This window comes from Vibrio sp. 1CM24A, from assembly GCF_023161725.1.
Classification (GTDB): Bacteria; Pseudomonadota; Gammaproteobacteria; order Enterobacterales; family Vibrionaceae; genus Vibrio; species Vibrio coralliirubri.
The window spans coordinates 284,958-310,625 of sequence record NZ_JALNTS010000007.1 but is presented as its reverse complement, the minus strand read 5'-3'; the positions used below and the strand labels follow the sequence as shown (position 1 = coordinate 310,625).

Genomic DNA, 25,668 nt, shown 5'->3' with positions numbered 1-25,668 from the left:
TTGCCTAGCGGCCAGAGAAATTCTATATTTCATCCCGCAGCAGCTAGCCTGAACGGCTTGATTCTCTCTAGAATCAATTGGCTTAGCTCCTGCGATGTTGTGTTTGCAAACTCGTTCTTTTCGAGTTGGGTAGAGTTCTACCAAATGTTTTGTTGCAGTTTAAACTGAAACGAGGCATGTACTTCCTGTATTTATTTTGACCTGTCTGTCAAATTTGTTTACACCGCCTTATGGGCGGTGTTTTTTTATGTGCAAAGAAATGTAACAACAAGTTTATCAATAGCTGTGCTAATTAATCTTTATTATTTTTCATCGCCAATCACAGAATCAGAAACCCACTCAAATAATCAACTGAACACATACAAATAGCACCATTGAGTTGCACTAAAAAGTAACAGAATACTTCAAGATACTCACACTTCTTCGGTACTTATAAACCCGTTTAGAGCTCACTCTTTCTATCAATCAAAAATTTCAAAGCTGAGCATGACGATAGCACGCCCAAACTCACGCCTCTGTCTGACTACTGTAAATCATTCACAATAGAAAATAAAAAAGCCGCTTACTTTTCAGTAAGCGGCTTTGCAAAATGATTAACGCTTGGTCAATACACCACTATGGGCGGTAAACCTTAACGTTATGGAAGCCTTGCTCTTGTAGGTAAAGTGCCTGTAGACGGCTCATTACACCACGGTCACAGTACAGCAAGTACTCTTTCGCTTGGTCTAGGTCGCCAAACTGAGTAGAAAGCTTGAAGAATGGGATGTGTTTAATTTCAACACCCTCGATCTCTAGTGGGCTTTCGTCTTCTTCTTCTGGGCTACGAATATCAAGAACGATAGCGTGCTCAGCAACAGCTTGAACTTGTTCAACTTCAGGCGCTTGCTCTTGGCTCTCTTTCTCGATGTCACGGATATCCATAACTCGAGCGTTCTCGATCACTTGATCCAGCACTTCAAAGTTAAACTTAGCTTCTTCTGCTTCCAGTTTACCTTTCTTCGCTTTCACTGTTGGCTTCTTAGAGATAACACCACAGTACTCAGGCATTACCTTAGCGAAGTCTTCAGTACCGATGATACGAGAAAGGTCGATGATGTCTTCTTTGTCCCAGTTGATAAGCGGACGAAGAATCAAAGTGTCTGTCACGTTGTCGATGTGGCGAAGGTTAGTTAGCGTTTGGCTAGAAACCTGGCCAAGTGCTTCACCTGTTACTAGAGCTTCAATACCGAAGCGCTCTGCAACCATACCACCAGCACGCATGAACATACGCTTAAGAACAACGCCCATTTGGCCGTCTTCAACGTTTTCAAGGATTTCAGCAACCACGGGTTCGAAGTCTACAGAAATGAACTTCACCTTTGCAGATGAGCCGTATTTATTCCATAGGTAGTGAGCTACTTGCTTAACGCCAATCTCGTGCGCTGGGCCACCAAGGTTGAAGAAACAGTAGTGAACCTTAGAGCCACGTTTGATGTGCAGGTAGCTTGAAACACCAGAGTCAAAGCCGCCAGAGATCAAGCTTAGTAGATCTTCTTGAGTACCAAGAGGGAAACCACCTAGGCCTTTGTGACGAGCTAGAACTTGGTTTAGCTTATCGTTAGCCACTTCAACCTTAACGGTTACATCAGGGTTCTTAAGTCGAACTTTAGCTGACTCAACCGCTTGGTTTAGACCGCCGCCTACGTAGCGTTCAAGTTCAATAGAGGTAAAGTCATGCTTACCACGACGCTTAGCACGAACAGAGAAAGTCTTGCCTTCAATATCAGCACGGCTGCGTTCTAGTACTTGCTCGTAAATATCGTGCAAGTCTTTGAACTCAGACTGTTGTACTTCAAGAGAGTGGTGAATACCTGGAGTGTGAGTCAGAGCCTCTAACACCTCTGCGTAGTACTGGTCACTCTCAGACGTCACCTCGATATGATCGCGACGGTTGAATACCGCAACACTTTCACAGCGACGTTGAATAACGTTACGAATGTTGCACTCTAGAATCCTTGTGAAGCGCTTACGCACCGATTCACTTTTTACAAAAATTTCCGGATGGGGCTTAACAATAAATTTCATAGTACTTTCACAACATTAATGTTCAAAATTTTGAAAACGCTCATCGCTAAGTAAATTAGAGAATTTACACAGCACTTGAAGCAAGAATAGATCATATCTAAATCTAAGGGCGCGAATTATACATGAGAAAGTGAAGCAAGGAAAAGAGTGCTTGCTGTAACACCCTCATTAAACCGCTTGTTATTAACAGTAGCAGGTTTCGAAACGACATAAATACCGCAGAGAACCATTGAAGACCAGCAAACAAAAAGCCCAACCTCATTATAAGGTTGGGCTTTCGATGCTATCTGCATGCTACCGCGTGAGCACGTATAGGCTATTCATTAATAACAGGTACTTCGTCACTGTAAAGCGGCTCGCCCTGCATGATACTGATTTCAACGCGGCGGTTGAGGCTACGTTGCCATTCAGTATCGTTCGACTCGACTGGCTCGGTATCCGCCATGCCGCGTACTCTCAAGCGTTGATGAGAGAAACCACGCACCTTTTCCATCTCTTGAGCAACAGACACTGCTCGCTGTGATGACAAGTCCCAATTAGAGCGATAAAGCTCGGAATCAAGACGTTGATTATCGGTGTGCCCTGAGATTCGAACGATACCCGGAACATCTTTCACCAACTCAGCCACCTGTCTCACCAAAGGTCGGAACTTAGGCTGTAGGAAAGCAGAACCCGATGGGAATGCACCCTTCTCACGAATTCGAATCACAATCTGCTGGCCAAGATTTTCAACTTCAATCGCGCCTTGGTCTATCTCTCGCTCCAACGCCTTCTTGATGCTTTCCATCAAGGTTTCCATCTCTTGCGATTGAGCTTCAGCTTGTTGTTGCTGTTGGTCTGACTCAGAGTTTTGATTGTCGTGAGTCGAAACCTCTGGCGACTTGCCTCCGGTCATCTTGCCTTGGTCACGCATGGTACCGCCAGCACGCTCAGATTCACCTTCATGAAACTCAAGCGTTTGTTGCGTAATATCAATCGTCTGCTGCATGATCACATCAATCGGTGTCGGCTCTGGGCGACCAGGACGGAACTCTTGTGCAATGATGCTTGTGCCTTTAGGAATGTCTTTCACTTCCAAGCGGTTTTGTACACCAAACGCAAATTTCATCGAGCCAGCGATCTGTTTGAATTTCAGTACGTCCATCTCAGAGAATGAGAGCAGCAGTACGAAGAAACACATCAGCAGTGACATCAAGTCAGCAAATGTCCCCATCCATTGAGGCAACCCCGGAGGAGGACATTTACATGGATTTTCTTCATCCATCTTCAACTCCTCTTACGCAGGTTCACCATCAATCGTACGCTTACCTTCGTTTAGGTAGCTCTTCAGGTAACCATCGATTACTCGTGGGTTCTGACCATCTTGAATCGCGAGTACGCCATCCATAACCAAACGACGGTTGAGTGTCTCTTGGTCACGACGCAACGCAAGCTTGTCGGCAATTGGGAAGAACACCATGTTCGAAAGAATCGCACCATATAGAGTGGTTAAAAGTGCTACCGCCATCGCAGGACCGATCGCTTTTGGATCATCCATGTTCGAAAGCATCGCAACCAGACCAACCAAGGTACCAATCATGCCCATTGCAGGGGCAACATCACCAAATGCAGAGAACACTTTCGCGCCCTGTTCGTGACGTTCTGTGGTTAATGCGATGTCTTTTTGCAGTGCAGCGCGTACCACATCACCGTCATGGCCATCTACCAATAGGTCGATGCCCTTTTGCATGAAACTGTTGTTAATTTCCATCTCTTCCAGTGCTAAGAAACCACCTTTACGAGCCGCATCAGCCATCTCTACAACTTTCGCAATAAGATCTTCAGGCTCATCCGCTTTAAACATAAAAGCTTTGCCTGCGATTTTAGTCGCGCCAAAGAACTGTCCCATGGTGAACTTCATTAGAACAACAAAGGTTGAGCCACCAACTACGATCAAAATGGATGTCGTATCATAGAACATCCCGAGGCTTCCACCTAGGATCATTGCCATAATTACAAAGGCAAATCCACCAATCAAACCTATTAGGGTTGCTAAATCCACTGAGCACTCCTCATGCTTTTTTGTAGCTCTATGTCGACGATAATCTTTGTATCGGCAAGACTATAAGATCTTTTAGTAAATTCTTGGCCTAAGTATCACACTTTTCGTTTTTGAATCCCAACTATTGGCTTACTTTGCTCTTATACGTAGCGCATAAACTCGATAAAGCTAAGGTTATTCAAGCAAAGTGCGTTCAAGCCCCTTAAAAACGAACTTTCTAGCAAAATTTCTTGGTTACATTTGACCATCTCAGCGGCCTAGGGTAACGTTCGTTCATCTTTCCAAACGCAGATTTATTATGGCTACTAAGAAACCTGAAAATATGAGCTTTGAAGCAGCAATCGAAGAGCTTGATGGCTTGGTTGATCAACTAGAAAATGGTGATCTAGCTTTAGATGATGCGCTGAAAAAGTTCGAACGAGGCATTTCCCTCGCTCGTGCCGGTCAAAGCAAACTAAACGATGCTGAACAGCGTGTTAGCATCCTACTGCAAAATGATGAAAACGCAGAACTTAGTGACTTTAACCCACAACCAGAATAACGAATTGTATGAGATCCCCTATGATCGAGACTTTATTGTCTTATCAAGCACGTAATAACGAGCAACTGAACCTTTGGCTTGATCGCCTGCCACACCAAAATCAGAACCTGATCAACGCGATGCGTTATGGGTTACTTTTAGGCGGTAAACGCGCACGTCCATTTCTTGTCTACATTACAGGGGAAATGCTCGGCTGCACCGCTGAAGAACTCGACACTCCAGCATCTGCAATCGAATGTATTCATGCCTATTCTCTGATTCACGACGACCTTCCAGCAATGGACGACGATGAGCTGCGTCGTGGCCATCAGACTTGTCACATCAAATACGATGAAGCAACGGCAATTTTAACTGGCGATGCACTACAAACTCTCGCGTTTACTATACTTGCGGAAGGTACATTAAGTGCTGACGGTGAAAGCAATCGCGTTCGAATGATTCAACGCCTAGCTGAAGCCTCTGGTGCACAAGGTATGTGCATTGGACAAGCACTTGATATTGAAGCTGAAAACCGCTCTGTCACGCTAGAAGAGTTAGAAGAAGTTCACCGCAATAAAACGGGCGCGCTAATGAAATGTGCGATTCGTTTAGGTGCTCTCGCTGCTGGTGAAAAAGCGTTTGAAGTGATGCCTCAATTAGACAAGTACGCCGATGCCATTGGATTAGCATTCCAGGTTCAAGATGATATTTTAGATATCACTGGCGATACTGAAACTTTGGGTAAGCCACAGGGTTCTGACCAAGAATTGAACAAAAGCACCTACCCTTCTTTGCTAGGTTTAGAGGGCGCTCAAGAAAAAGCGCAAACTCTGCTACAGGAAGCGCTTCAAGCTTTGGCTGCAATCCCATACAATACCCAGTTACTCGAAGAGTTCGCCCGATACGTCATCGAGCGCAAGAACTAAGACAATAAGCGCGCATTACCTATGACTCTTGATATATCAAAGTACCCAACTCTTGCTTTGGCTGATAAGCCAGAGGATTTGCGTCTACTTCCAAAAGAGACGCTGACACAGCTTTGTGATGAATTACGTACCTATCTTCTTAACTCAGTGAGCCAGTCAAGTGGTCACTTAGCGTCAGGCTTAGGTACAGTAGAGCTGACAGTTGCTCTGCACTATGTGTACAACACGCCTTTTGACCAGTTGGTTTGGGATGTTGGCCACCAAGCATACCCGCATAAAATTCTTACTGGTCGTCGCGACCGCTTGTCGACTATCCGTCAAAAAGATGGACTGCACCCATTCCCATGGCGTCAAGAGAGCGAATACGACACCCTTTCTGTTGGTCACTCTTCAACGTCGATTAGTGCTGCACTTGGTATGGCTATCAGTGCGAAGAAAGAAGGCAAGAACCGTAAAGTCGTGAGTGTAATTGGTGATGGCGCGATTACTGCGGGTATGGCATTTGAAGCCATGAACCACGCGGGCGATATTCACAATGACATGCTGGTTATCCTGAATGATAACGAGATGTCGATCTCTGAAAACGTAGGTGCGCTAAACAACCACCTAGCTCAAGTTCTTTCTGGCAGTCTTTACACGTCAATTCGTGAGGGCGGCAAGAAAGTGCTATCAGGCGTTCCGCCGATTAAAGAGCTAGTTCGTCGTACAGAAGAACATCTAAAAGGCATGGTTGTCCCTGGCACCATGTTCGAAGAGTTAGGCTTTAACTACATTGGCCCAATTGATGGTCACGATGTCAATGAGCTGATTAAAACGCTTAAGAACATGAGAGACCTTAAAGGTCCTCAGTTCCTGCATATCATGACGAAGAAAGGCAAAGGCTACGAGCCAGCTGAGAAAGATCCAATCGGTTACCACGGCGTACCGAAATTCGATCCAGCACACTCAAGTCTGCCTAAGAGCACCAGCTCTAAACCAACGTTCTCTAAGATTTTTGGCGACTTCCTGTGTGATATGGCCGCGCAAGATCCTAAGCTGATGGCGATCACGCCTGCAATGCGTGAAGGCTCTGGCATGGTGCGTTTCTCGAAAGAGTACCCAGAACAATACTTCGATGTAGCGATTGCTGAGCAGCATGCTGTGACGTTAGCAACGGGTATGGCGATTGCAGGTGACAAGCCGATTGTCGCTATCTACTCGACGTTCCTACAACGTGGTTACGATCAACTGATCCACGATGTGGCTATCATGGACTTACCGGTCATGTTCGCTATCGACCGTGCAGGCCTTGTCGGCGCCGATGGTCAAACACACCAAGGTGCGTTCGACTTAAGCTTCATGCGTTGTATTCCAAACATGGTGATCATGGCGCCAAGCGACGAGAACGAATGTCGCCAAATGCTTTACACAGGCCACCAGCACACTGGTCCAAGTGCCGTTCGTTACCCTCGCGGTAATGGTATGGGCACTGAGATACAAAGTGAATTTACCGCGCTTGAGATTGGTAAAGGTCGTATCGTTCGCGAAAGCGAAAAAGCAGCAAATGGCTCGAAAGTCGCTATCTTAAGCTTCGGTACTTTCCTTGAGAGTGCACTTCAAGCCGCTGACGCCATCGATGCGACAGTTGCAGATATGCGCTTTGTGAAACCACTCGATGAAGCTCTGATCAAACAGCTTGCTGCTGACCACGATGTTCTGGTGACTATAGAAGAGAATGCGATTGCAGGTGGTGCCGGCGCAGGTGTGATTGAATTCTTGATGCAAGAGAAACTGCTGATGCCAGTATTGAACCTTGGCCTACCAGACAAGTTCATTGCTCAAGGTACTCAAGGCGAACTGCATGAAGAGCTAGGCTTGGACGCGAAAGGCATTGAGAAGTCTATCTCGGACTACCTTGCTAAATAGCCTTAATACGTAAGCTCCGCAAACAAAAAAGGTTGGCCCTAGGGTCAACCTTTTTAGTATCTGCTAATTAGTTTGGTGTATCGCCAACTAAACCTTAGCCCTTCAGTTAACTCACACTAACCAACCTGCGAAATGTGCCACGGCATACAACGAAATAGCCGCCATAATACCCGCTACAATATCGTCAATCATGATACCCAAGCCGCCGTGAATTCGCGCATCTAGCCAACCAATCGGCCATGGTTTTACCATGTCAAAAAAGCGGAAAAGCACAAAACCAGTCAGAAGCCATTTCCAGTCATCAGCAGGGATATTCAGCATAGGCACTAAGCTCATGGTGATCCAAAAGCCCGCAAACTCATCCCAAACGATAGAACCGTGGTCATGCACGCCCATATCATCAGACGTTACTTGGCAGATCTTAATACCAATAATGCAGCTTACCACCACCACAGCAACGTAAGCAGGAAACGGTAACTGAACCAACAACAGGTACAACGGAATAGACGCGAGCGTACCCATTGTGCCGGGAATAATAGGCGATAAGCCACTGCCAAAACCCGTTGCTAAGAAATGCCAAGGGTTTTTAAGAGAAATAAGAGAAAGTGGGTTTGTCATCAATTAACCTTAAAGTGATCGTAACCAGTTAAGTTCCAGCTTAGTGGTTCACCATTATTGTGTAATTCAAAATATTCTACAGGTCTTATCTGGCCAATGCAGGTGACTTTTGTACCAGTGTGTGACAAAGCACTTTCCAACGACCCTTTATTCTCTTCTGGTACAGTAAAGCACAGTTCGTACTCTTCACCACTGGTCAGCGCATATTGCTGAGCTGAAGTGATATCAGGAGCGAACTGACGTAACTCAGCAGAGATAGGCAGCGTGCTTACATCAATACTTGCACCAACTTGAGAACGCTTAAGGATATGTTTTAAATCAGCAATAACGCCATCAGAGATATCAATCGCCGATGAAGCAAGGTTCACTAGAGCCTGACCCGCTAACACTCGTGGGGCGCTCACATAATGTCTCTCTTCAAGCTCAGCAGCATACGGCTTCGCTCTGTTCTGCTCAGGGTTAAGTAACACTTCTAAGCCAGCTTTGCTGTCACCTAGATTACCTGTTACGTAAATCCAGTCGCCCACTTTCGCGCCATCTCTGCGCAGCGCTCGTCCTTCAGGAACAAAGCCCTGTACCGTCAGTGTCAGGCTTAGTGGGCCTTTGGTGGTGTCACCACCAATTAACTGAATACCAAAGTAGTCTGCGAGTTTAAAAAAGGAGTCACAGAAGGGAGCAAGCCATGCTTCATCGATTTCAGGCATGGTTAAAGCAAATGACACCCACGCAGGCGTCGCGCCCATTGCAGCAAGGTCACTGATATTGGAAGCCAACGCCTTGTGTGCCACCCAAGCCGGATTCGCTTCAGCTAAGAAATGAGTACCAGCCACTAAGGTGTCCGTGCTGATCGCTATCTCAACATTGCCCGGCGCTTTGACCAAAGCACAGTCATCGCCAGCAGCCAGAAGTACGTCTTTACGTTGTGGTTGTCGATTTACAAAATATTTTTCAATCAGGTTAAATTCGCCAGACATCACATGCCCTATCTTTAGTCTCATAAAAATCACCGTAATCATGGATATTACAGAAATTTAGTTACAAAAAAGGCCAGCATGAAAGCTGACCTTTAGATTCAATATACGAACGTCTTATTTCTTACGAACGTGCGGTGCAGCTTTATCAAGCACACCGTTAACAAACTTATGGCTGTCTTCTGCTGCAAATACTTTTGCAAGCTCGATAGCTTCGTTGATAACCACTTTGTATGGTACATCTTCGCGACGAGTCATCTCGTACATAGCTAAACGTAGAAGCGCTAGTTCCATCAGATCCAGATCTTGCATAGGGCGAGATACGAATGGACGAAGCTTGCTATCAAGTTCCATGTGGCTAAGAGCAACACCAGTTAGTAGGTCGCGGAAGTATGCAACGTCTGTTTCTGGCATAGCAAGAGCAGGCTCTGCAGCATGAAGCTCTTCTTCATCATACTTACCACCAGATAAGAACTGTTCTTCAACGGTAGCAATATTTTCTTTAGTAATTTGCCAAGAATAAATTGCTTGTAGAGCAAATTGACGTGCGTTACGACGTGCGGCTGGTTTCACACTGGCCCCCATTAGGAATCGATTTCAGAAAGAACGTTGATCATCTCAAGTGCGCTAAGTGCTGCTTCTGCACCCTTATTACCAGCCTTGGTTCCTGCGCGTTCAATAGCTTGATCGATCGTATCAACAGTAAGAACACCAAACGCTACTGGAAGAGAATATTCCAGAGACACTTGTGCCAAACCTTTATTACATTCACTACAAACATAGTCAAAGTGAGGTGTACCGCCACGAATTACTGTACCAAGAGATACAATCGCATCGAACTTACCTGTTTTTGCAACGCGCTGCGCTACAAGTGGAAGTTCTACTGCACCAGGGCAACGAACAACAGTGATGTTGTCTTCGCTTACTTGTCCATGACGTTTTAAAGTATCGATTGCACCAGAAAGTAAACTTTCGTTAATAAAACTGTTGAAACGAGCAATAACGATAGCAATTTTTGCATTTGGCGCTGGGAAGCCACCCTCGATCACTTTCATAAGCCTTCCTTTAACTATTTTCATCAAGTGAGAATCGCCGGATTCTAGCACAAAACTGTGAGCAATATCTAATGGTAATTTAGAAGAACAGACACCGGCAATGTAAAGATGATAATGCAGCGCTGATCCCAAGCATATAGGAACAGCGAGGAGCCAAGTTTGTGTATTGAACACGTTTTGATTCGAACTTGGCTACTTTGCTCTTTTGGCTAGATTTATCACCAAAAGAGCCACTGAAATCATCGGTAAATTATGTCGCTACAAACGGAGAAACGTCTGCTCGCTGACACAGGATTTATTCGCAAACGTACTCGACAACGTTAAGACCAAAACCACCCAATGCGTGGTAACGCTTAGTGCTTGAAGAAAGCAGACGCATATCGTGCACGCCTAGGTCTTGAAGGATCTGAGAACCGACACCAACACGACGCGAGGTACCCTGCTTCTTCGCCATGGTTGGCTGCTCGTTCTTGTCTTGCGCTTCGAATGTCTTCACTTTGTGAATCAAAGAATCAGATGACTCTTCGTTACCAAGAATAACCAACACACCGCCTTCGTCGCCAATGCGCTTCATCGCTTTATCTAGAGACCAGCTGCGCTCAGTACCACGGTCTGAATGAAGCAGATCGGTGAACGTGTCATGCAGGTGAACACGTACCAAAGGAGCACCTTCAGATAGGTCGCCTTTTTGCATCGCGTAGTGGATCTGGTTATCAATTGTATCTCGGTAAGTCACCAGCTCGAAATCACCAAATTCAGTTGGCAAATGGCATTGTGCTACACGCTCAATCGTTGTTTCTGTGTTGTTGCGGTATTCAATCAAGTCTGCAATGGTGCCTAGCTTGATGTCGTGTTTTTCAGCAAACACTTCAAGATCAGGACGACGAGCCATGGTGCCGTCGTCGTTTAGGATCTCAACGATAACAGATGCTGGCTCACAGCCTGCTAGGCGTGCTAAATCACAACCTGCTTCTGTGTGTCCTGCGCGAGTCAGAACACCGCCATCTTGCGCTGTCAGTGGGAAAATATGACCAGGTTGAACAAGGTCTGCCGCTTTTGCATCTTTCGCCACTGCCGCTTGAACGGTCACCGCGCGGTCAGACGCAGAAATACCCGTAGTTACACCCTCAGCCGCTTCAATCGAAACCGTAAAGTTCGTGGTGTACTGTGCATTGTTGTCTTGAACCATAGGGGCTAGGCCCATACGGCTTGAACGCTCTTTGGTTAGCGTCAGACAGATTAAGCCACGGCCATACATCGCCATGAAGTTAATCGCTTCTGGCGTCACATGTTCTGCTGCCATGATCAGATCGCCTTCATTCTCGCGATCTTCATCATCCATCAGGATAACCATTTTTCCTAGGCGAATGTCTTCAATAATTTCTTGAGGAGTACTAATTGGCATTGTTCTATATCCTTTGAAATGGTTCTGCTTCCTAGAACCGACACTATTTAAACCTGATGATATTGCTTCGCTTTACAAAGTCTCGCTTAACGCACTTTGTATCAACGGTTAGGCAAAACCATTCTGCTGTAAGAATTCCATCGTTAAGCGAGATTCAGGCTCAGACTCTTGTTGCTGACCTTGCAGTAAACGCTCCATGTAACGCGCTAATACATCGACTTCTAGATTCACTTTACGACCGACATTGAATTGGTCGATGGTGGTTTCTGAAGAAGTGTGAGGAACGATAGTCAGCTTGAATGCGTTCTTGCGTAAATCGTTCACAGTCAGGCTGATGCCATCGACCGTTACTGAACCTTTTTGAGCCACGTATTTTGAGATTTCTGCTGGCATTTCTACCCAGAACTCAATCGCACGACCGACTTGGTTACGTTCAACAATCTCACCCACGCCATCAACGTGACCAGACACGATGTGTCCACCGAAACGCGTGGTTGGTAACATTGCTTTCTCAAGGTTAACTTTATCGCCCGCTTGGTAATCGACAAAACCCGTTTTTTTCAAGGTCTCAAGCGAAAGGTCTGCACTGTAGCTGTGGTCGTTGAATTCAACCACCGTCAAACACACACCATTGGTTGCGATACTGTCGCCTAACTGAACGTCAGCCATATCAAGCTTGCCAACGTTAACCGTTACGGTGATGTCTTCTCCGCGGGGAGTGATTGCACTCAATGTACCTACGGCTTCTACAATTCCTGTAAACATTTTAAAACTCTTTTTGTTGTCAACGACACGTATGCAGTTGGAGTAGCTATTTCGAGAGTGGTTTTCCCACTCTTGGTTCTGCCACAATAGGTTTCGCGACTATTGGTTTAGCCACGATGCGAATATCCACACCAACCTGTCGAACATCTTTAATTTCTAGGTCAATAACGTCAGACATTGAAGTGAGCCCTAATGCGCCCATCAAACCTCGTCCGTCACTGCCCATAAGTTTAGGTGCTAAATAGAGGATTAGCTCATCCACCAGCTGTTCTTCAATCAAGCTTTTTGCCAATGTAGCGCCCGCTTCGACCCAAATATGGTCGATATGATTCGCAGGTAATTGACGCATCAGATCGTGCAAATCGAGCTGACCTGCATCTGTGGTTCCGACTTCAATATCAGCAGATGCTTCGGCAACTCTCAACACAGATGTTGGAGTCTGGAATAACTTGAGCTCAGGACGCAGTTGGTTTTGACGATCAAGAATCACGCGAATCGGCTGACGCAGCTCGTCTTCAGCGTAATGATCTTTGATGCTGCTTGGCAACTCCGTCCAACGAACATTCAACGACGCATTGTCTTCAATCACCGTCTGGCTAGTTGATAACACAGCGCCTGATTTTGCTCGGTAGTTCTGAACATCACGACGCGCTTCTGGCGATGTGATCCACTGACTTTGACCATTTTCCAATGCCGTTTGCCCATCAAGGCTAGCGGCCATCTTTAACTGAACGAATGGCATGCCAGTTTGCATACGCTTGATAAATGCAGGGTTCAAGTCGAGAGCGTCTTGCTCTAGTAAACCGATTTCAACCTCAATACCCGCATCGCGTAGCATTTTGATACCACGACCTGCGACTTTTGGGTTTGGGTCCTGCATGGCGCAAACCACTTTAGCTACTTGAGCCTTAATCAAACCTTCCGCACAAGGTGGTGTTCGGCCATAGTGCGAACAAGGCTCTAGCGTGACATAAGCCGTCGCACCTTTTGCTTTGTCGCCCGCCATTCGCATGGCATGTACTTCAGCATGAGGTTCACCAGCTTTGGCATGAAAACCTTCGCCAACGATCTGACCGTCGGTTTGTACAATGACACAACCCACATTCGGGTTGGGTGCAGTAGTGTAAATGCCGCGTTTTGCTAACTGAATAGCAAGCGACATCATTTGAAAATCTAGGGGAGTAAAGTTTGACATGATTGAGGAGTTAATCCTCTAATTTAGCGATTTCTTCGCCAAACTCTCGGATGTCTTCAAAGCTGCGGTAAACAGAGGCAAAACGGATGTACGCCACTTTATCCAATTCTTTCAATTGGCCCATCACAAGATTACCAATCATCTCGCTTGGTACTTCACGCTCACCAGTTGCACGGAGTTGTGACTTAATCGTACTGATCGCAAGTTCAATCGCATCAGCACTCACTGGGCGTTTTTCTAGGGCGCGCTGTACACCACCCACCATTTTGTCTTCATTAAATGGTTCGCGGTTTCCATTCGACTTTATGACTTTAGGCATCACAAGTTCTGCCGATTCGAACGTAGTAAAACGTTCACTACATGCAAGGCATTGACGGCGACGACGAACCTGATGGCCATCGGCTACCAGTCTTGAATCGATTACTTTAGTGTCGTTCTCTGAACAAAAAGGACAATGCATATCACCTCCAAATAATTGAATATCAGTGTAACGGAATTGCCAAACGTTAGGAAAGAAAAAGGGCCAATTAAGGCCCTTTTGTGTGGTGATTCATTGATTATTGCTACTCGATCGCCATTTCAAAAATGAGCTTAGGAGTAAAATTAACGACCAGCGTTAACCGCGAACTAAATAGTTCGCTTTACCTACCCATTTGTAGCTTGTCAGCTCTTCTAAACCCATTGGGCCGCGAGCATGCAATTTCTGAGTAGACACGGCAACTTCAGCGCCTAAACCAAACTGTGCGCCATCAGTAAAACGTGTTGATGCATTCACATAAACCGCCGCAGAACCAACAGAGTTAATGAAACGCTCTGAGCTCTCTAGGCTATTGGTCATGATCGCATCTGAATGACTCGCGTTGTGTACACGCATGTGGTCAATCGCTTCTGCCACATCCGCTACCACTTTCACGCCGAGCGTGTAGCTTAGCCATTCAGTGTCAAAGTCGCCTTCAACCGCATCACGTTGGTCTTCAAAACCCGCTAGCAGCGATTTTGCACTGGTATCAGCAACTAAGGTTACCTTGCCGGCTAAACGCTGTTTCAGCTTAGTTAGGAAAGCTTCAGCAACCGCTTCATGCACTAGCAGTGTATCTAACGAGTTACACGCCGATGGACGTTGAACTTTTGAGTTTTCGACCACATCGACAGATTTCTCAAGATCAGCGCTTTCATCAACGAAGATATGGCTGATACCAAAGCCGCCGATGATTACTGGGATGGTGCTGTTCTCTTTACACATCTTGTGCAGACCAGCGCCGCCACGAGGAATGATCATATCCACGTAGTCGTCCAGTTTAAGCAGTTGAGAAACGAGTTCACGATCAGGCTTCTCGATGTACTGAACAGAAGCCGCTGGAAGCTCCGCTTTCTCTAATGCAGACTGGATAACCTTAACCAGTTCCATATTCGAGAAGAACGTCTCTTTACCACCACGTAGGATACTTGCGTTACCTGTCTTCAGACACAGAGCTGCAATATCGATAGTTACGTTTGGACGCGCTTCATAGATAACACCTACCACACCAAGTGGCACGCGACGACGAGACAGCGACATACCGTTTTCCAGTACTTTGCTGTCAATCTCGCTGCCAACTGGGTCATTCAGGCTAATCACGTTACGAACATCGTTAGCGATACCGGTTAAGCGCTCTTCGTTAAGAAGTAGACGATCAAGCAGTGCGTCAGTTAAACCCGCTTCGCGACCTAATTCGATGTCTTTCGCGTTCGCTTCTAAAATCGTTGTTGCGTTTGCTTCTAGCTCATCAGCGATAATCGCCAATGCTTTATTCTTTTGCGCCGTAGATGCGGTCGCTAGGTGGAAAGCAGCGTCTTTTGCTGCGATACCCATGTTAGTTAAATCCACGTTTAACTCTCCCTAAATTCTGTCTGTCTTTGGATGCAAAAAGGCGATTCGCCTTATCATCACGAGCTACTCTTGAATCACAACTAGGTCGTCACGGTGAATGACTTCTGACCCATAATCGTATCCAAGAATGTCGCCAATATCTTTACTGTGCTTGCCTGCAATTTTTGCTAGGTCTTGGCTTGAATAACTGGCAATACCACGCGCAATTACTTTGCCTTTGCTGTCTGTGACTTGGGTAACTTCACCACGAGAGAATTCGCCTTTAACTCGAACAACCCCTTTCGCCAACAAGCTGCTGCCTTTGGTGTTGACTGCGTTTACTGCGCCGTCGTCGACCACGATGTCACCTGCTGAAGCAGGGCCCGCCAAAATCCAGCGTTTACGGTTTTCAAGCGCTTCCGCTAAAGGCAAGAAACGTGTGCCTTGTGGGTTGTCACTCAGTGAGTCAAACACCACATTTTCAGCACTGCCCGCAGCAATAATCACTTCGATGCCTGCGCGACGAGCAATATCAGCCGCCTGCAGTTTTGTTGCCATGCCGCCGGTACCTAACGTCGTACCGCTACCGCCTGCGATCTTACGCAATGTGTCATCAATGGTTTTCACTTCTTTGATGAGCTCAGCATTTGGATCTTTACGAGGGTCAGCCGTAAATAGGCCTTTTTGGTCTGTTAGTAGCAAAAGCTTATCAGCACCGCACAAAATACCCACTAAGGCCGACAAGTTATCATTGTCGCCCACTTTAATTTCGTTGGTGGCTACTGCGTCGTTTTCGTTTACTACCGGAATAATATCGTGATCAACAAGTGCGTTGATCGTGTCACGTGCATTAAGAAAACGCTCGCGATCATCGAGATCAGCACGAGTCAGTAGCATCTGGCCAATCTTAAGGCCATAGATAGCAAACAAAGACTCCCAAACTTGAATCAACTGGCTTTGCCCAACTGCCGCAAGCAACTGTTTGCTCGCCATTGAGTTGGGAAGTGCGGGGTAACCAAGGTGTTCACGTCCTGCTGCAATTGCGCCAGACGAAACCATAACCACAGAGTGGCCTTGTTTTTTTAATTCAGCACATTGACGAACCAGCTCAACCATATGAGCGCGGTCTAATGCCAATGTTCCACCAGTTAAGACACTGGTACCCAGTTTAACAACGACAGTTTTACGCTGTGTTGTTGTCCCGCTTTGATGATTTGTTGTCATGAAGTCTTTTATGGATAAAACAAATAAGAGGTGATGTTTTAGCAATCAAAAGGGGAATTCACAAGCAGAAAAGGTGCGAAATCGCACCTTTTTGCTTTATATAGAAGAGTAACCTTTAAAATTAGACGAATTCGACAGACTCTTCGTCTAATTGGATACTGATTTCAAACTTACTTTGAAGTTCATCAACCAGTTTTTTGTGGAAGGCTTCTTGAGTTCGAGAGACCTCAGCGACCGCCTTTTTAGGTAACGGCAAAGAATCCCAGTTACCATCGATGTTGTACTTGCCGATATTGTACTTCGCCGAATATCCCTCTTCCGACTTATCCAATTCCAGCCACCAGCCCCAAAATTCGCGTTCTTCTGGTGATTTTTTATCGTTCACACATACAGACAAGCAATCAAAGATATAGTGGCCTTCTTCTGATTGCGGTTCCCTTAAATAAGGCCCGATCGCCTTTAAAACATTCAACAAGCGGTAATGCGTAGGTTGTTGTGTCACTTCTGACATATTGAATCTCCATTTTCAATGTTAAGAATGACGTTACTCAGACTGTTATACGTAGAAACTACGCATTTGGATTTTATAAATTATCTCTGAGTATCAGGTACTTAGTTTGTACACTTTTCATGCTTAACTAATTTAGGAGAAATGTCATCTAAATAATTCATCCTCAAGCCACTTTATCGCCAATTCGAGGGATTGCTCATAACCTTGTGTAATTGACTTAGCTTTGATTTTCTTCGCTTTTCCGTAATCACTGTAAATAGCAACCAGTTGATTATCCATTGGCGGTGAAACCGGGTCACCTTCCAGAGCTAATGCCAAGATAGGAACACTGGTTTTACTGTTTGACAGCAAACCTTGTACCTTGAGTGACCACGCCATCAACTGCCCAGAAAGGCTATTGATATCAACTGCACCTTTACCAAGACGCGAAGCCAACACATCTAGATGCATTTTGGGCATCTGCTTAAGTTTGTCTGCATGAACAAAGATATCGTGAATTGGTGCGCCTAAAGAAATACACGCTTTAATCTTATGCTGCTCAAGGAAAGATAGTCTCACCATCGCATTGCCACCAAAGCGGAAACCAAACAAACCAACTTTATGGTGATCGACCCATGGGATGTTAGGCAATTCATTCAGCACTGCTTGGTGAAGACAAGATGAGTCTTCTGTTAACGGCCAATGTGCACTGTGCCCTATTGATGGCATGTCTACCGTTAGCATGGCAATGTTCTTAGGTGCTAAATAATCCCTAAACAGGCGCCACATATCGGTTTGCAAGCTATCTAGACCCGCGCTGACAATCACAACCGGTTGTGGTTTATCTGTCTTGGTTAGATGCAAATTCGCTTTGATCTTCTTGTTTTGGTATGGAATATCAATCTGTTTGACGATCAACTTAGTGTGCTTGATCGCTTCAGAATAGGCTGCGTTGGCCAACACTTGAGCCTGAGCCGCCAAGTTGTCGTTCTTGAGATGTGGGTAACCCGCAATACTAAAGCACAGCGATGCTGAAAACAGCTCTTCAGCCATCTCTTCACCGCTCTTCTCATTAGAACGATTTTGATGCTGCATACCCAGCTTAGTCCATTCGTATGCCCAGTTACCGCTTCGGTAACCCATGACCGTATCAAGCCACTCGTCGATTGTACGAGAGTTATCTGATGACGCGATGCGAGCCAATACCGCTTCTTGCTCTATTGGATTAACGCCTTGCCATACCCACTGAAGACGTCTTAGGTTTCGATACCATGATGAGTTTTGCTGTTCACGCTTCTCATCCAATAACGCTTCAGAGCTTGGCATGTATTGTGTCAACATTGAGGTCTCTTTCGCCTGCTTGTGCTTTACAAACAAAGTTTCCGAAAGGTTCGAGCTCGTTTCTTCTGGTTCAGACATTGGGATACTTAATAAGAAATGGTTGTCACTAATAATATAAAAAAAAATGACCCTATAAAGGGTCATTTCTCAAAAAACTAAGTTTACGCTTATTTTGACTTGCGATTTACTGGCTCAACGTAGCTTAGGCTAGTATCCCAAGGTTGCTCAATCCATGTGTCTTGAGCGATATCAACAATGTACTCGTCTAGCAAATCAGCACCAGATGGTTTTGCACATACAGCGATCAATTTCGCTTTAGGGTACATTTCGCGAAGCTTACGTGCAGTGTCACCACTATCAACCAAGTCTTCAACGATTAGGAAGCCTTCGCCGTCACCTTCAGGTGCTTTAACTACTGTCATATCACGTTGGTGATCGTGGTCGTAGCTAGAAATACAAATCGTATCTACGTGACGAATACCTAGCTCACGAGCCAAGATTGCACCAGGAACCAAACCACCACGGCTTACTGCCCAGATGCCTTTCCACTGCTCTGCTGGCATTTGCTTTTCAGCAAGTTGACGGCAGTAAGTCTGCATGTTGTCCCAAGTGATAACGAATTTGTTGCTCATAGTATAAAACCTAATAATTTTGTCATGTTATTAGAGGCTATCTCAAACATAGCCTCTTCAGCGATTAAGCAGAAATCTAGACGATTAAGCGAAAATGTATTTAAGAATAAAGATAGCCGACATTACCCACACAGCAGGTGAAACGTCGCGACCTTTACCACTTAGCAGCTTAATTGCAGCGTAAGCGATGAAACCTAGTGAGATACCCTCAGCGATAGAGTACGTCAGCGGCATAAGCAGACATGTTACCACGACTGGTGCTGCTTCCGTAAGATCACGCCAATCAATGCCAACTAGGCCAGACATCATCAGAATTGCTACATAGAAAAGTGCACCAGATGTTGCGTAAGCCGGAATCATACCTGCAAGTGGCGAGAAGAAAAGAGCCAGTAGGAATAAGATACCAACAACAACAGCCGTTAGACCGGTACGACCGCCTTCAGCAACACCCGCAACACTCTCAACATAAGACGTTGTGTTTGAAGTACCTAGCAGTGCACCAATAGATGTTGCTGTAGAGTCAGCAAGTAGTGCTTTGTTCAAACGAGGTAGTTTGCCGTCTTCTTTGATTAGGTTTGCTTTCGTTGCAACACCAACCAGAGTACCCGCTGTATCGAACAAATCGACGAACAAGAATGCGAATACCACTGAAATCATACCGATTTCAAATACCGCAGAGAAATCTAGCTGCATGAATGTCGGTGCAAGGCTTGGTGGTGTAGACATGATGCCGCCGTATTGAACGTCACCAATAACAATGCCAAGAGCTGTGATAGCTAGGATCGCAATCATTACTGCGCCTTTCACGCCACGGTGAACAAGAGCAATCGTTAGGAAGAAACCAAGTGAGCCTAGGATAGGAGCAATCGCGGTAATATCGCCCAGTGAAACTTTAGTTGCTGGGTTAGAAACAACGATGCCTGCATTGCTAAGAGCAATAAACGCTAGGAAAAGACCGATACCAGCAGAGATACCAACACGCAGAGACATAGGGATCGAGTTGATAATCCATTCACGGATCTTAAAGATGCTTAAGAAGATGAAGATTACGCCTGATACGAAAACCGCTGCCAGAGCAACTTGCCACGTATAACCCATACCCATTACAACAGCGTAGGTAAAGAATGCGTTCAAACCCATGCCTGGAGCTTGAGCAATTGGGTAGTTAGCAACAAAGCCCATGATGAAACAGCCAATAGCAGCCGCTAAACAGGTTGCTACAAATACAGCGCCATGGTCCATACCAGCATCAGCTAGAATCATTGGGTTTACAAAAATGATGTAAGCCATTGTTAGGAAGGTTGTTAGACCTGCGATGATTTCAGTGCGCACATTGGTGCCATTTTCACTGAGTTTGAATAGCTTTTCGAACATTATCGAATCCTATAAGGGTAAAAAGTAAACGGTTGCGTAATCGATTGGCTGTGGATTATAAAGTTATCAAATAACAAATTCCAGATAGAATTAAGGCTCTAATCGATATTTATCAGAATGCCGTATGAAACAAAGCGATTAAAAATAAAAACATTAGCGGTAAATAGTGTTTAAAAACAAACAATTAATAACATTACATTCAATGAAATTAGTTGGTTGTTTTTTCTACCATCGGTTATTTTCATTGAGAATCTAGCCAGTAAATTCTGAATTCAAACCCACAATAGTTATGTATTTTTCAACAGGATCAGTAATAAGGCGCAAATTGATATTTCGGCGTTTAAAAAACAACCGCGCAGAACTGCAGGGAAAGTGACAAACGAAAGCGGTTTGGAAAAGTAGCAGGCAAAAAAAACGCCACTCAAAACTGAGTGGCGGTAGAATCTGTCAACCAAAAGGGCTGTAAAAGAATTCCAATATATAGGGGTGAACAAAACTGTTCGAGTTACATGCTTACGGTATTAGTAACCAAAGCTTGTAGGGTATGCAAAGTTGCTAGTGTAAACAGAGCTGTTAATCCAGAACATTGCAGATGGTAAACCTTTCATAACTATCACCTTAATAAATCAATAAAAAACGAATTTGATTTCTCGGTTCCTTGGAGGCGATAAAACGGACTCATCCTTTGAGCATTTACTCTTCATCTCAGAAGTTGGTTATTAATATACCCTAAAGAAAAAAGATTACAAGTATTTTTTGCTATACGTCACACTTTTTGCCATTTGCGGTTATTTTGCAAACTTATTTTCGTAATTAAATTACAGAATAGAATTAAACAAACGTTTGCTTGCGCCATTTATAAGCATCAAGGCGCTTAATTGTGATCAGGTGGACAAGATCGCTTTCAAAATTTGAGCTATTTGAGGTTTAGAACCGCTACTCGTCAAAACGCTCAAGTGGTATGCTGTTGCCATCAAAACAGACCCATATTTTAGATTTTTGTTCTAGGTTTTTACCCATACAAAACCTAAATATATGGTTATCAAATAAAAAAGGAGTCATCCGTGTCTGAATTCCATTCTGAGATCAGTAAATTATCCCCTGCCCCTATCTGGCAGTTCTTCGATAAGATTTGCTCAATCCCACACCCTTCTAAGCATGAAGAAGAGCTTGCTCAATACATTATTGCTTGGGCAACAGAGCAAGGCCTAGATGTACGTCGTGACCCAACGGGCAACGTATTCATCAAAAAGCCTGCAACGGCGGGTATGGAAAACAAAAAAGGTGTGGTGCTACAAGCTCACATCGATATGGTTCCACAAAAGAACGAAGACACAGTTCATGACTTCGCTAAAGATCCAATCCAACCATACATTGATGGTGAGTGGGTTACAGCTAAAGGCACAACGCTTGGCGCTGATAACGGCATGGGCATGGCTTCGTGCCTAGCGGTTCTTGCTTCAAACGAAATCCAACACGGCCCTATCGAAGTTCTACTAACAGTAGATGAAGAAGCAGGCATGACAGGTGCTTTCGGTCTTGAAGCGGGTTGGTTAGAAGGCGATATCCTTCTTAACACCGATTCAGAGCAAGAAGGCGAAGTGTACATGGGTTGTGCTGGCGGTATCGACGGCGCAATGACATTTGAAATTGCTCGTAACGCGATTCCAGCTGACTTCGTAACACGTAAGCTAACGCTAAAAGGCCTAAAAGGCGGTCACTCTGGTTGTGACATCCACACAGGTCGTGCAAACGCAAACAAACTGCTTGCTCGCTTCCTAGCGGGTCACGCAAAAGAGCTAGACCTTCGCATCGTCGAATTCAAAGGTGGTAGCCTTCGTAACGCGATCCCTCGTGAGGGTTTCGTAACGGTTGCTGTTCCTGAGGCAAACCAAGAAAAACTGGCTTCACTATACAACTACTACACTGAGCTGCTTTCAACAGAGCTCGGTAAAGTAGAAGACAGCATCGTGACTTTCAATGAAGAAGCTTCTGTTGAAATGGGCGCTCTAGCGGCTGCAGACCAAGCTCGCTTTATCGCGGCACTTAACGCATGTCCAAACGGCGTGATTCGTATGAGTGACGAGATTGAAGGTGTTGTGGAAACGTCTCTAAACGTAGGTGTTATCACAACAGAAGAGAACTCAATCACAGTGCTTTGCCTGATCCGCTCTCTTATCGATTCAGGTCGTAGCCAAGTAGAAAGCATGCTTCACTCTGTTGCTGAACTAGCAGGCGCTAACATCACGTTCTCTGGTGCTTACCCAGGTTGGAAACCAGACGCAGATTCAGAAATCATGCATATCTTCCGCGACATGTACGAAGGTATCTACGGTCACAAGCCAAACATCATGGTTATCCATGCTGGTCTTGAGTGTGGTCTATTCAAAGAACCTTACCCGAACATGGATATGGTTTCTTTCGGCCCAACCATCAAGTTCCCGCACTCTCCTGATGAGAAAGTGAAGATCGACACCGTTGAGCTATTCTGGAACCAAATGGTTGCATTGCTTGAAGCGATCCCAGAAAAAGCTTAATTCGATAAGCTATGTTTGTTCAGTAAATGGTGTTTTACAGCAAACACCGTTTTTCTGAGACAAAATAAAACAGGTACTCAATGAGTACCTGTTTTTGTTTCTAATCTTTGTAATCGACTATTTGTGACTAAAGAAGCAATTAAGCGCGTGAAGCCGCGTAGCTTTCTAGCTCATCAATTGAAGTTTGTGCCACAATTTCACCATCGATGAAGTACGTCACCATCTCGCCATCACGAACACCGATTAACGTCGCACGCTCACCAGACTGGTAAGTAATGTCCATTTGGATCGTGTTTTCATCAATCTGCTGCATTTGACCTTTTTCGATCACATCTGCACTCGTGATAGGACCCACTGGCGCTTCCGTTAGAGACGGATCAAGTTGGTGGTTGATGTCTAGGTAAGTATCAGTCTTAGTATCAAAGATGTGCGGAGCACCTGTTAGTGGGTTGCTACCTGTCCAGAACTCTAGTGAGTTGAATACGAGGTAGTCGGCAGCAACTGTTAGACCGTATGCAGGTGCAAGTAGCATGTTCAAACCACCACGAGCGTAACGGTTATCAACAGCCTTGATGTTGAACTTCATTAGGTAACCCGTTACTGCGTTGCTACCAACACAGCCAGATAAAGCAACAGATACCACCGCTAGTGCTACAACTTTTGAAATTGTTTTTTTCATTTTTATCTCAATATTTAAATTTGGCCGCCAAAAAATGGCGGTGGATAATACCAACGAACTGAATGACAAATATCAGCGCTAAATCAATGTATTGTCAGAAAATTCACAATTTGAAACACCCTTCAATTAGCCAAATAAAAAACTGAAACCAATTCAGAAGCCCCTTCATAAAAAACTTTTGTCGTCACCGTAAAGCGATTGATTCGTACTAAAAATCAACGATTGCTACATTCCGTGTTAACGAATTATCACCATGTTGAGAACAACCTAAATGGCAAGACTAAAACCTAATCAACCATTCGAATTACTTGGTTATACTGTTCAGCCAGGACAGCGAATGGAGATTGAACTGCAAGCGGCTCAGCTTTACACGCATTCTCCACTTTCGATCCCGATTGAAATTATTCACGGTCGCCAAGCAGGCCCAACACTGATGGTAAATGCGGCTATCCACGGCGATGAGCTAAACGGTGTTGAAATTGCACGACAACTGACCAATGCGATTGATCCAAAGAAACTGAAAGGGACATTAATTGTTGTGCCTATCGTTAACGTGTTTGGCTTTATCCATAAATCTCGTTACCTACCAGACCGTCGTGACCTAAACCGTTGCTTCCCTGGCAGTGAGAAAGGATCGTTAACATCACGCATCGCTTACACCTTCTTCGAGAACGTGGCAAAGCACTGTGATTATATTCTGGATCTACACACGGGCGCGATTCACCGTACCAATCTGCCACAGATTCGTGCAAACCTATCGAACCCTGAAACACTGCGCATCGCAAAAGCATTCGCAACACCCGTGATTATTGATTCTCCACTGCGTGACGGTTCACTGCGTAGCGAAGCGGAAAAACTGGGTATTCCTGTATTAACTTACGAAGGTGGTGAAGCACTGCGTTTTGATCACCTAGCAATTCGAGCGGGTTACCTTGGCGTGCACCAAGTGATGAAAGAAATCGGCATGCTGCGCCCTAACCGTAAGAAGTTACCAGAGCCAGTATTGAGTAAATCCACCAGCTGGATCCGCGCTGAATCAGACGGTATTTTGCGTAACATGGTAAGACTTGGCGAACAGGTTGAAGCAGGACAAACCCTTGCTTACATCAGCTCTCCATTGGGTCACCAAGAAGGCCAAGTGATCACAACCAAAGGCGGTATTGTGATTGGTCAGCAAACTCTACCTTTGGTCAACGAAGGTGATGCTGTGTTCCACATCGCTTACTTCAAGCAAGACGACGAAGAAGTAGGACAATCAGTAGAAAGCTACATTGAAGAAGTGGCAGAAGATGACTGGCTAACTGCACTGAATAACTGATCAGACAATGCTTAACAGTTTAAGAACTCGACGTTAAAAGCGAGAAGCCAAACCGAGCTCTTAAACACAATAAAACAGAACTCCACAAACTAAAAAGCCCCAATACACTTTTAACTATAAAGAAAAAAGTTGTATCGGGGCTTTTTTTCACAAATCCCTTATCTTAAAATTAAGGGATCTATAAATTAGTCATGCACTGAATTATTCAGCGTCTTCTTGCTCTTCTGCACGAGCTTTAGCGCGCGCTTCACGTGCTTGCTCAGCTTTAAGCTCTTTAGTGTGACGTAGTTCGTCACGCTCTTTACGCTGCTCTGATTTACGCTCGTTACGTTCAGCTTGGTTAGCGATGAAAGATGCTAGCTCTTTCTCTGCCCACTCTTGTGCTAGAGCTTCAGTTTCGAAACCAGACTCACGCTTAGATACTGTAGTGCTGCGAGACGTTACTTGACGAGTAATCTCTGCACACCAACCGTTGCGTTTTTCTGTAAGGCGGATATCAAATTTTTTGTTCTTAGACATGTTCTATTTTTTCCTAAGGGAGATCATTAAGGGATCGGTCAACTTTGATAACTCCATCTAAGTGAGCATCTTTTAACACCATCCCTTGGTAAGCGCGGTATTAGAGCACAAATCAATGAATATTGCTGCAAATATTTGCAGCGGATCACACTCCAATGCTGCAAATCGTTTGCGCCTGATTTCAATCGGTTCATAACTCTCGGTTCACCATCAACTTCTGTCCTGTTTTATCGACAACAA

Annotated in this window: 24 protein-coding genes; 5 read left to right on the top strand and 19 right to left on the bottom strand. The window is 45.0% G+C overall.

Annotation, left to right across the window (positions count from 1 at the left end; genetic code table 11):
* Nucleotides 1-615 precede the first annotated feature (615 nt).
* The 3 genes from thiI to pomA all read right to left on the bottom strand — a co-directional run bounded on the left by thiI (nucleotide 616) and on the right by pomA (nucleotide 4,105).
* Nucleotides 616-2,064: a tRNA uracil 4-sulfurtransferase ThiI gene (thiI, locus tag MSG38_RS17205; RefSeq protein WP_017060776.1), complete on the bottom strand. Its 1,449-nt coding sequence runs from the start codon at nucleotides 2,062-2,064 to the stop codon at nucleotides 616-618.
* A 316-nt stretch (nucleotides 2,065-2,380) separates the two neighbouring features.
* Nucleotides 2,381-3,328 carry a flagellar motor protein MotB gene (locus MSG38_RS17200; RefSeq protein WP_059020020.1) on the bottom strand — a complete coding sequence of 316 codons (948 nt, stop codon included), beginning with the start codon at nucleotides 3,326-3,328 and terminating at the stop codon, nucleotides 2,381-2,383.
* A gap of 12 nt (nucleotides 3,329-3,340) precedes the next feature.
* Nucleotides 3,341-4,105 carry a flagellar motor protein PomA gene (pomA, locus tag MSG38_RS17195; RefSeq protein ID WP_017060778.1) on the bottom strand — a complete coding sequence of 255 codons (765 nt, stop codon included), beginning with the start codon at nucleotides 4,103-4,105 and terminating at the stop codon, nucleotides 3,341-3,343.
* A 298-nt stretch (nucleotides 4,106-4,403) separates the two neighbouring features.
* On the opposite strand from pomA, the gene xseB reads away from it, so the two are divergent.
* From xseB to dxs, 3 genes are read left to right on the top strand one after another with little or no spacing between them, the layout of a single operon-like run.
* Nucleotides 4,404-4,646, top strand: a complete 243-nt coding sequence (gene xseB / locus MSG38_RS17190) for an exodeoxyribonuclease VII small subunit (RefSeq protein ID WP_004734405.1) — start codon at nucleotides 4,404-4,406, stop codon at nucleotides 4,644-4,646.
* A gap of 20 nt (nucleotides 4,647-4,666) precedes the next feature.
* A complete protein-coding gene (gene ispA / locus MSG38_RS17185; protein WP_048612246.1) occupies nucleotides 4,667-5,551 on the top strand; it encodes a (2E,6E)-farnesyl diphosphate synthase in 885 nt (294 codons plus the stop codon).
* 21 nt (nucleotides 5,552-5,572) lie between these two features.
* Nucleotides 5,573-7,456: a 1-deoxy-D-xylulose-5-phosphate synthase gene (gene dxs, locus MSG38_RS17180; RefSeq protein ID WP_248402282.1), complete on the top strand. Its 1,884-nt coding sequence runs from the start codon at nucleotides 5,573-5,575 to the stop codon at nucleotides 7,454-7,456.
* A 111-nt stretch (nucleotides 7,457-7,567) separates the two neighbouring features.
* On the opposite strand, the gene pgpA is transcribed toward dxs, so the two are convergent.
* The 14 genes from pgpA to MSG38_RS17110 all read right to left on the bottom strand — a co-directional run bounded on the left by pgpA (nucleotide 7,568) and on the right by MSG38_RS17110 (nucleotide 20,375).
* Nucleotides 7,568-8,074 (bottom strand): phosphatidylglycerophosphatase A, encoded by a 507-nt coding sequence (gene pgpA / locus MSG38_RS17175; protein WP_017060782.1) that lies wholly within the window; start codon nucleotides 8,072-8,074, stop codon nucleotides 7,568-7,570.
* Nucleotides 8,074-9,048, bottom strand: a complete 975-nt coding sequence (thiL, locus tag MSG38_RS17170) for a thiamine-phosphate kinase (protein ID WP_017060783.1) — start codon at nucleotides 9,046-9,048, stop codon at nucleotides 8,074-8,076. Before thiL ends, pgpA begins: the two co-directional genes overlap by 1 nt.
* Before the next feature lie 114 nt (nucleotides 9,049-9,162).
* The gene (gene nusB / locus MSG38_RS17165; protein ID WP_248402281.1) at nucleotides 9,163-9,630 is read right to left on the bottom strand and encodes a transcription antitermination factor NusB; all 468 of its coding nucleotides are present in this window, start codon (nucleotides 9,628-9,630) and stop codon (nucleotides 9,163-9,165) included.
* Entirely contained in the window at nucleotides 9,630-10,100 is a 471-nt protein-coding gene (ribE, locus tag MSG38_RS17160; protein WP_004741508.1) for a 6,7-dimethyl-8-ribityllumazine synthase, read from the bottom strand. Before ribE ends, nusB begins: the two co-directional genes overlap by 1 nt.
* 295 nt (nucleotides 10,101-10,395) lie before the next feature.
* Nucleotides 10,396-11,505: a bifunctional 3,4-dihydroxy-2-butanone-4-phosphate synthase/GTP cyclohydrolase II gene (gene ribBA, locus MSG38_RS17155; protein WP_048615539.1), complete on the bottom strand. Its 1,110-nt coding sequence runs from the start codon at nucleotides 11,503-11,505 to the stop codon at nucleotides 10,396-10,398.
* 108 nt (nucleotides 11,506-11,613) lie between these two features.
* Nucleotides 11,614-12,270 (bottom strand): riboflavin synthase, encoded by a 657-nt coding sequence (locus MSG38_RS17150; RefSeq protein WP_048612249.1) that lies wholly within the window; start codon nucleotides 12,268-12,270, stop codon nucleotides 11,614-11,616.
* Between the two features lie 46 nt (nucleotides 12,271-12,316).
* Nucleotides 12,317-13,435 carry a bifunctional diaminohydroxyphosphoribosylaminopyrimidine deaminase/5-amino-6-(5-phosphoribosylamino)uracil reductase RibD gene (gene ribD / locus MSG38_RS17145; protein ID WP_248402280.1) on the bottom strand — a complete coding sequence of 373 codons (1,119 nt, stop codon included), beginning with the start codon at nucleotides 13,433-13,435 and terminating at the stop codon, nucleotides 12,317-12,319.
* Between the two features lie 40 nt (nucleotides 13,436-13,475).
* A complete protein-coding gene (gene nrdR / locus MSG38_RS17140) occupies nucleotides 13,476-13,925 on the bottom strand; it encodes a transcriptional regulator NrdR (RefSeq protein WP_004734394.1) in 450 nt (149 codons plus the stop codon).
* Nucleotides 13,926-14,081: 156 nt separating this feature from the next.
* Nucleotides 14,082-15,332, bottom strand: coding sequence for a glutamate-5-semialdehyde dehydrogenase (locus MSG38_RS17135; protein WP_017060786.1), 1,251 nt, complete (start codon nucleotides 15,330-15,332; stop codon nucleotides 14,082-14,084).
* 66 nt (nucleotides 15,333-15,398) lie between these two features.
* The gene (proB, locus tag MSG38_RS17130; RefSeq protein WP_248402279.1) at nucleotides 15,399-16,583 is read right to left on the bottom strand and encodes a glutamate 5-kinase; all 1,185 of its coding nucleotides are present in this window, start codon (nucleotides 16,581-16,583) and stop codon (nucleotides 15,399-15,401) included.
* A gap of 76 nt (nucleotides 16,584-16,659) precedes the next feature.
* A complete protein-coding gene (gene crl / locus MSG38_RS17125; RefSeq protein WP_017060787.1) occupies nucleotides 16,660-17,049 on the bottom strand; it encodes a sigma factor-binding protein Crl in 390 nt (129 codons plus the stop codon).
* 144 nt (nucleotides 17,050-17,193) lie between these two features.
* Nucleotides 17,194-18,447, bottom strand: coding sequence for an esterase FrsA (frsA, locus tag MSG38_RS17120; RefSeq protein WP_050619967.1), 1,254 nt, complete (start codon nucleotides 18,445-18,447; stop codon nucleotides 17,194-17,196).
* Between the two features lie 89 nt (nucleotides 18,448-18,536).
* Entirely contained in the window at nucleotides 18,537-19,001 is a 465-nt protein-coding gene (gene tet(34), locus MSG38_RS17115) for an oxytetracycline resistance phosphoribosyltransferase domain-containing protein Tet(34) (protein WP_009847475.1), read from the bottom strand.
* A gap of 84 nt (nucleotides 19,002-19,085) precedes the next feature.
* On the bottom strand, nucleotides 19,086-20,375 hold the full coding sequence (locus MSG38_RS17110; RefSeq protein WP_017060789.1) for an NCS2 family permease: 1,290 nt from the start codon (nucleotides 20,373-20,375) through the stop codon (nucleotides 19,086-19,088).
* Nucleotides 20,376-21,439: 1,064 nt separating this feature from the next.
* Between MSG38_RS17110 and MSG38_RS17105 the strand changes: the two genes are divergently transcribed.
* Nucleotides 21,440-22,912, top strand: coding sequence for an aminoacyl-histidine dipeptidase (locus MSG38_RS17105; protein WP_248402277.1), 1,473 nt, complete (start codon nucleotides 21,440-21,442; stop codon nucleotides 22,910-22,912).
* Between the two features lie 139 nt (nucleotides 22,913-23,051).
* On the opposite strand, the gene MSG38_RS17100 is transcribed toward MSG38_RS17105, so the two are convergent.
* Nucleotides 23,052-23,591 (bottom strand): DUF3332 family protein, encoded by a 540-nt coding sequence (locus MSG38_RS17100; RefSeq protein WP_248402275.1) that lies wholly within the window; start codon nucleotides 23,589-23,591, stop codon nucleotides 23,052-23,054.
* A gap of 271 nt (nucleotides 23,592-23,862) precedes the next feature.
* Between MSG38_RS17100 and MSG38_RS17095 the strand changes: the two genes are divergently transcribed.
* Entirely contained in the window at nucleotides 23,863-24,909 is a 1,047-nt protein-coding gene (locus tag MSG38_RS17095; RefSeq protein ID WP_017060792.1) for a succinylglutamate desuccinylase/aspartoacylase family protein, read from the top strand.
* A gap of 201 nt (nucleotides 24,910-25,110) precedes the next feature.
* Here MSG38_RS17095 and MSG38_RS17090 read toward each other — a convergent pair whose 3' ends face one another.
* A complete protein-coding gene (locus MSG38_RS17090; protein ID WP_017056240.1) occupies nucleotides 25,111-25,428 on the bottom strand; it encodes a DUF3622 domain-containing protein in 318 nt (105 codons plus the stop codon).
* Nucleotides 25,429-25,668 lie beyond the last annotated feature (240 nt).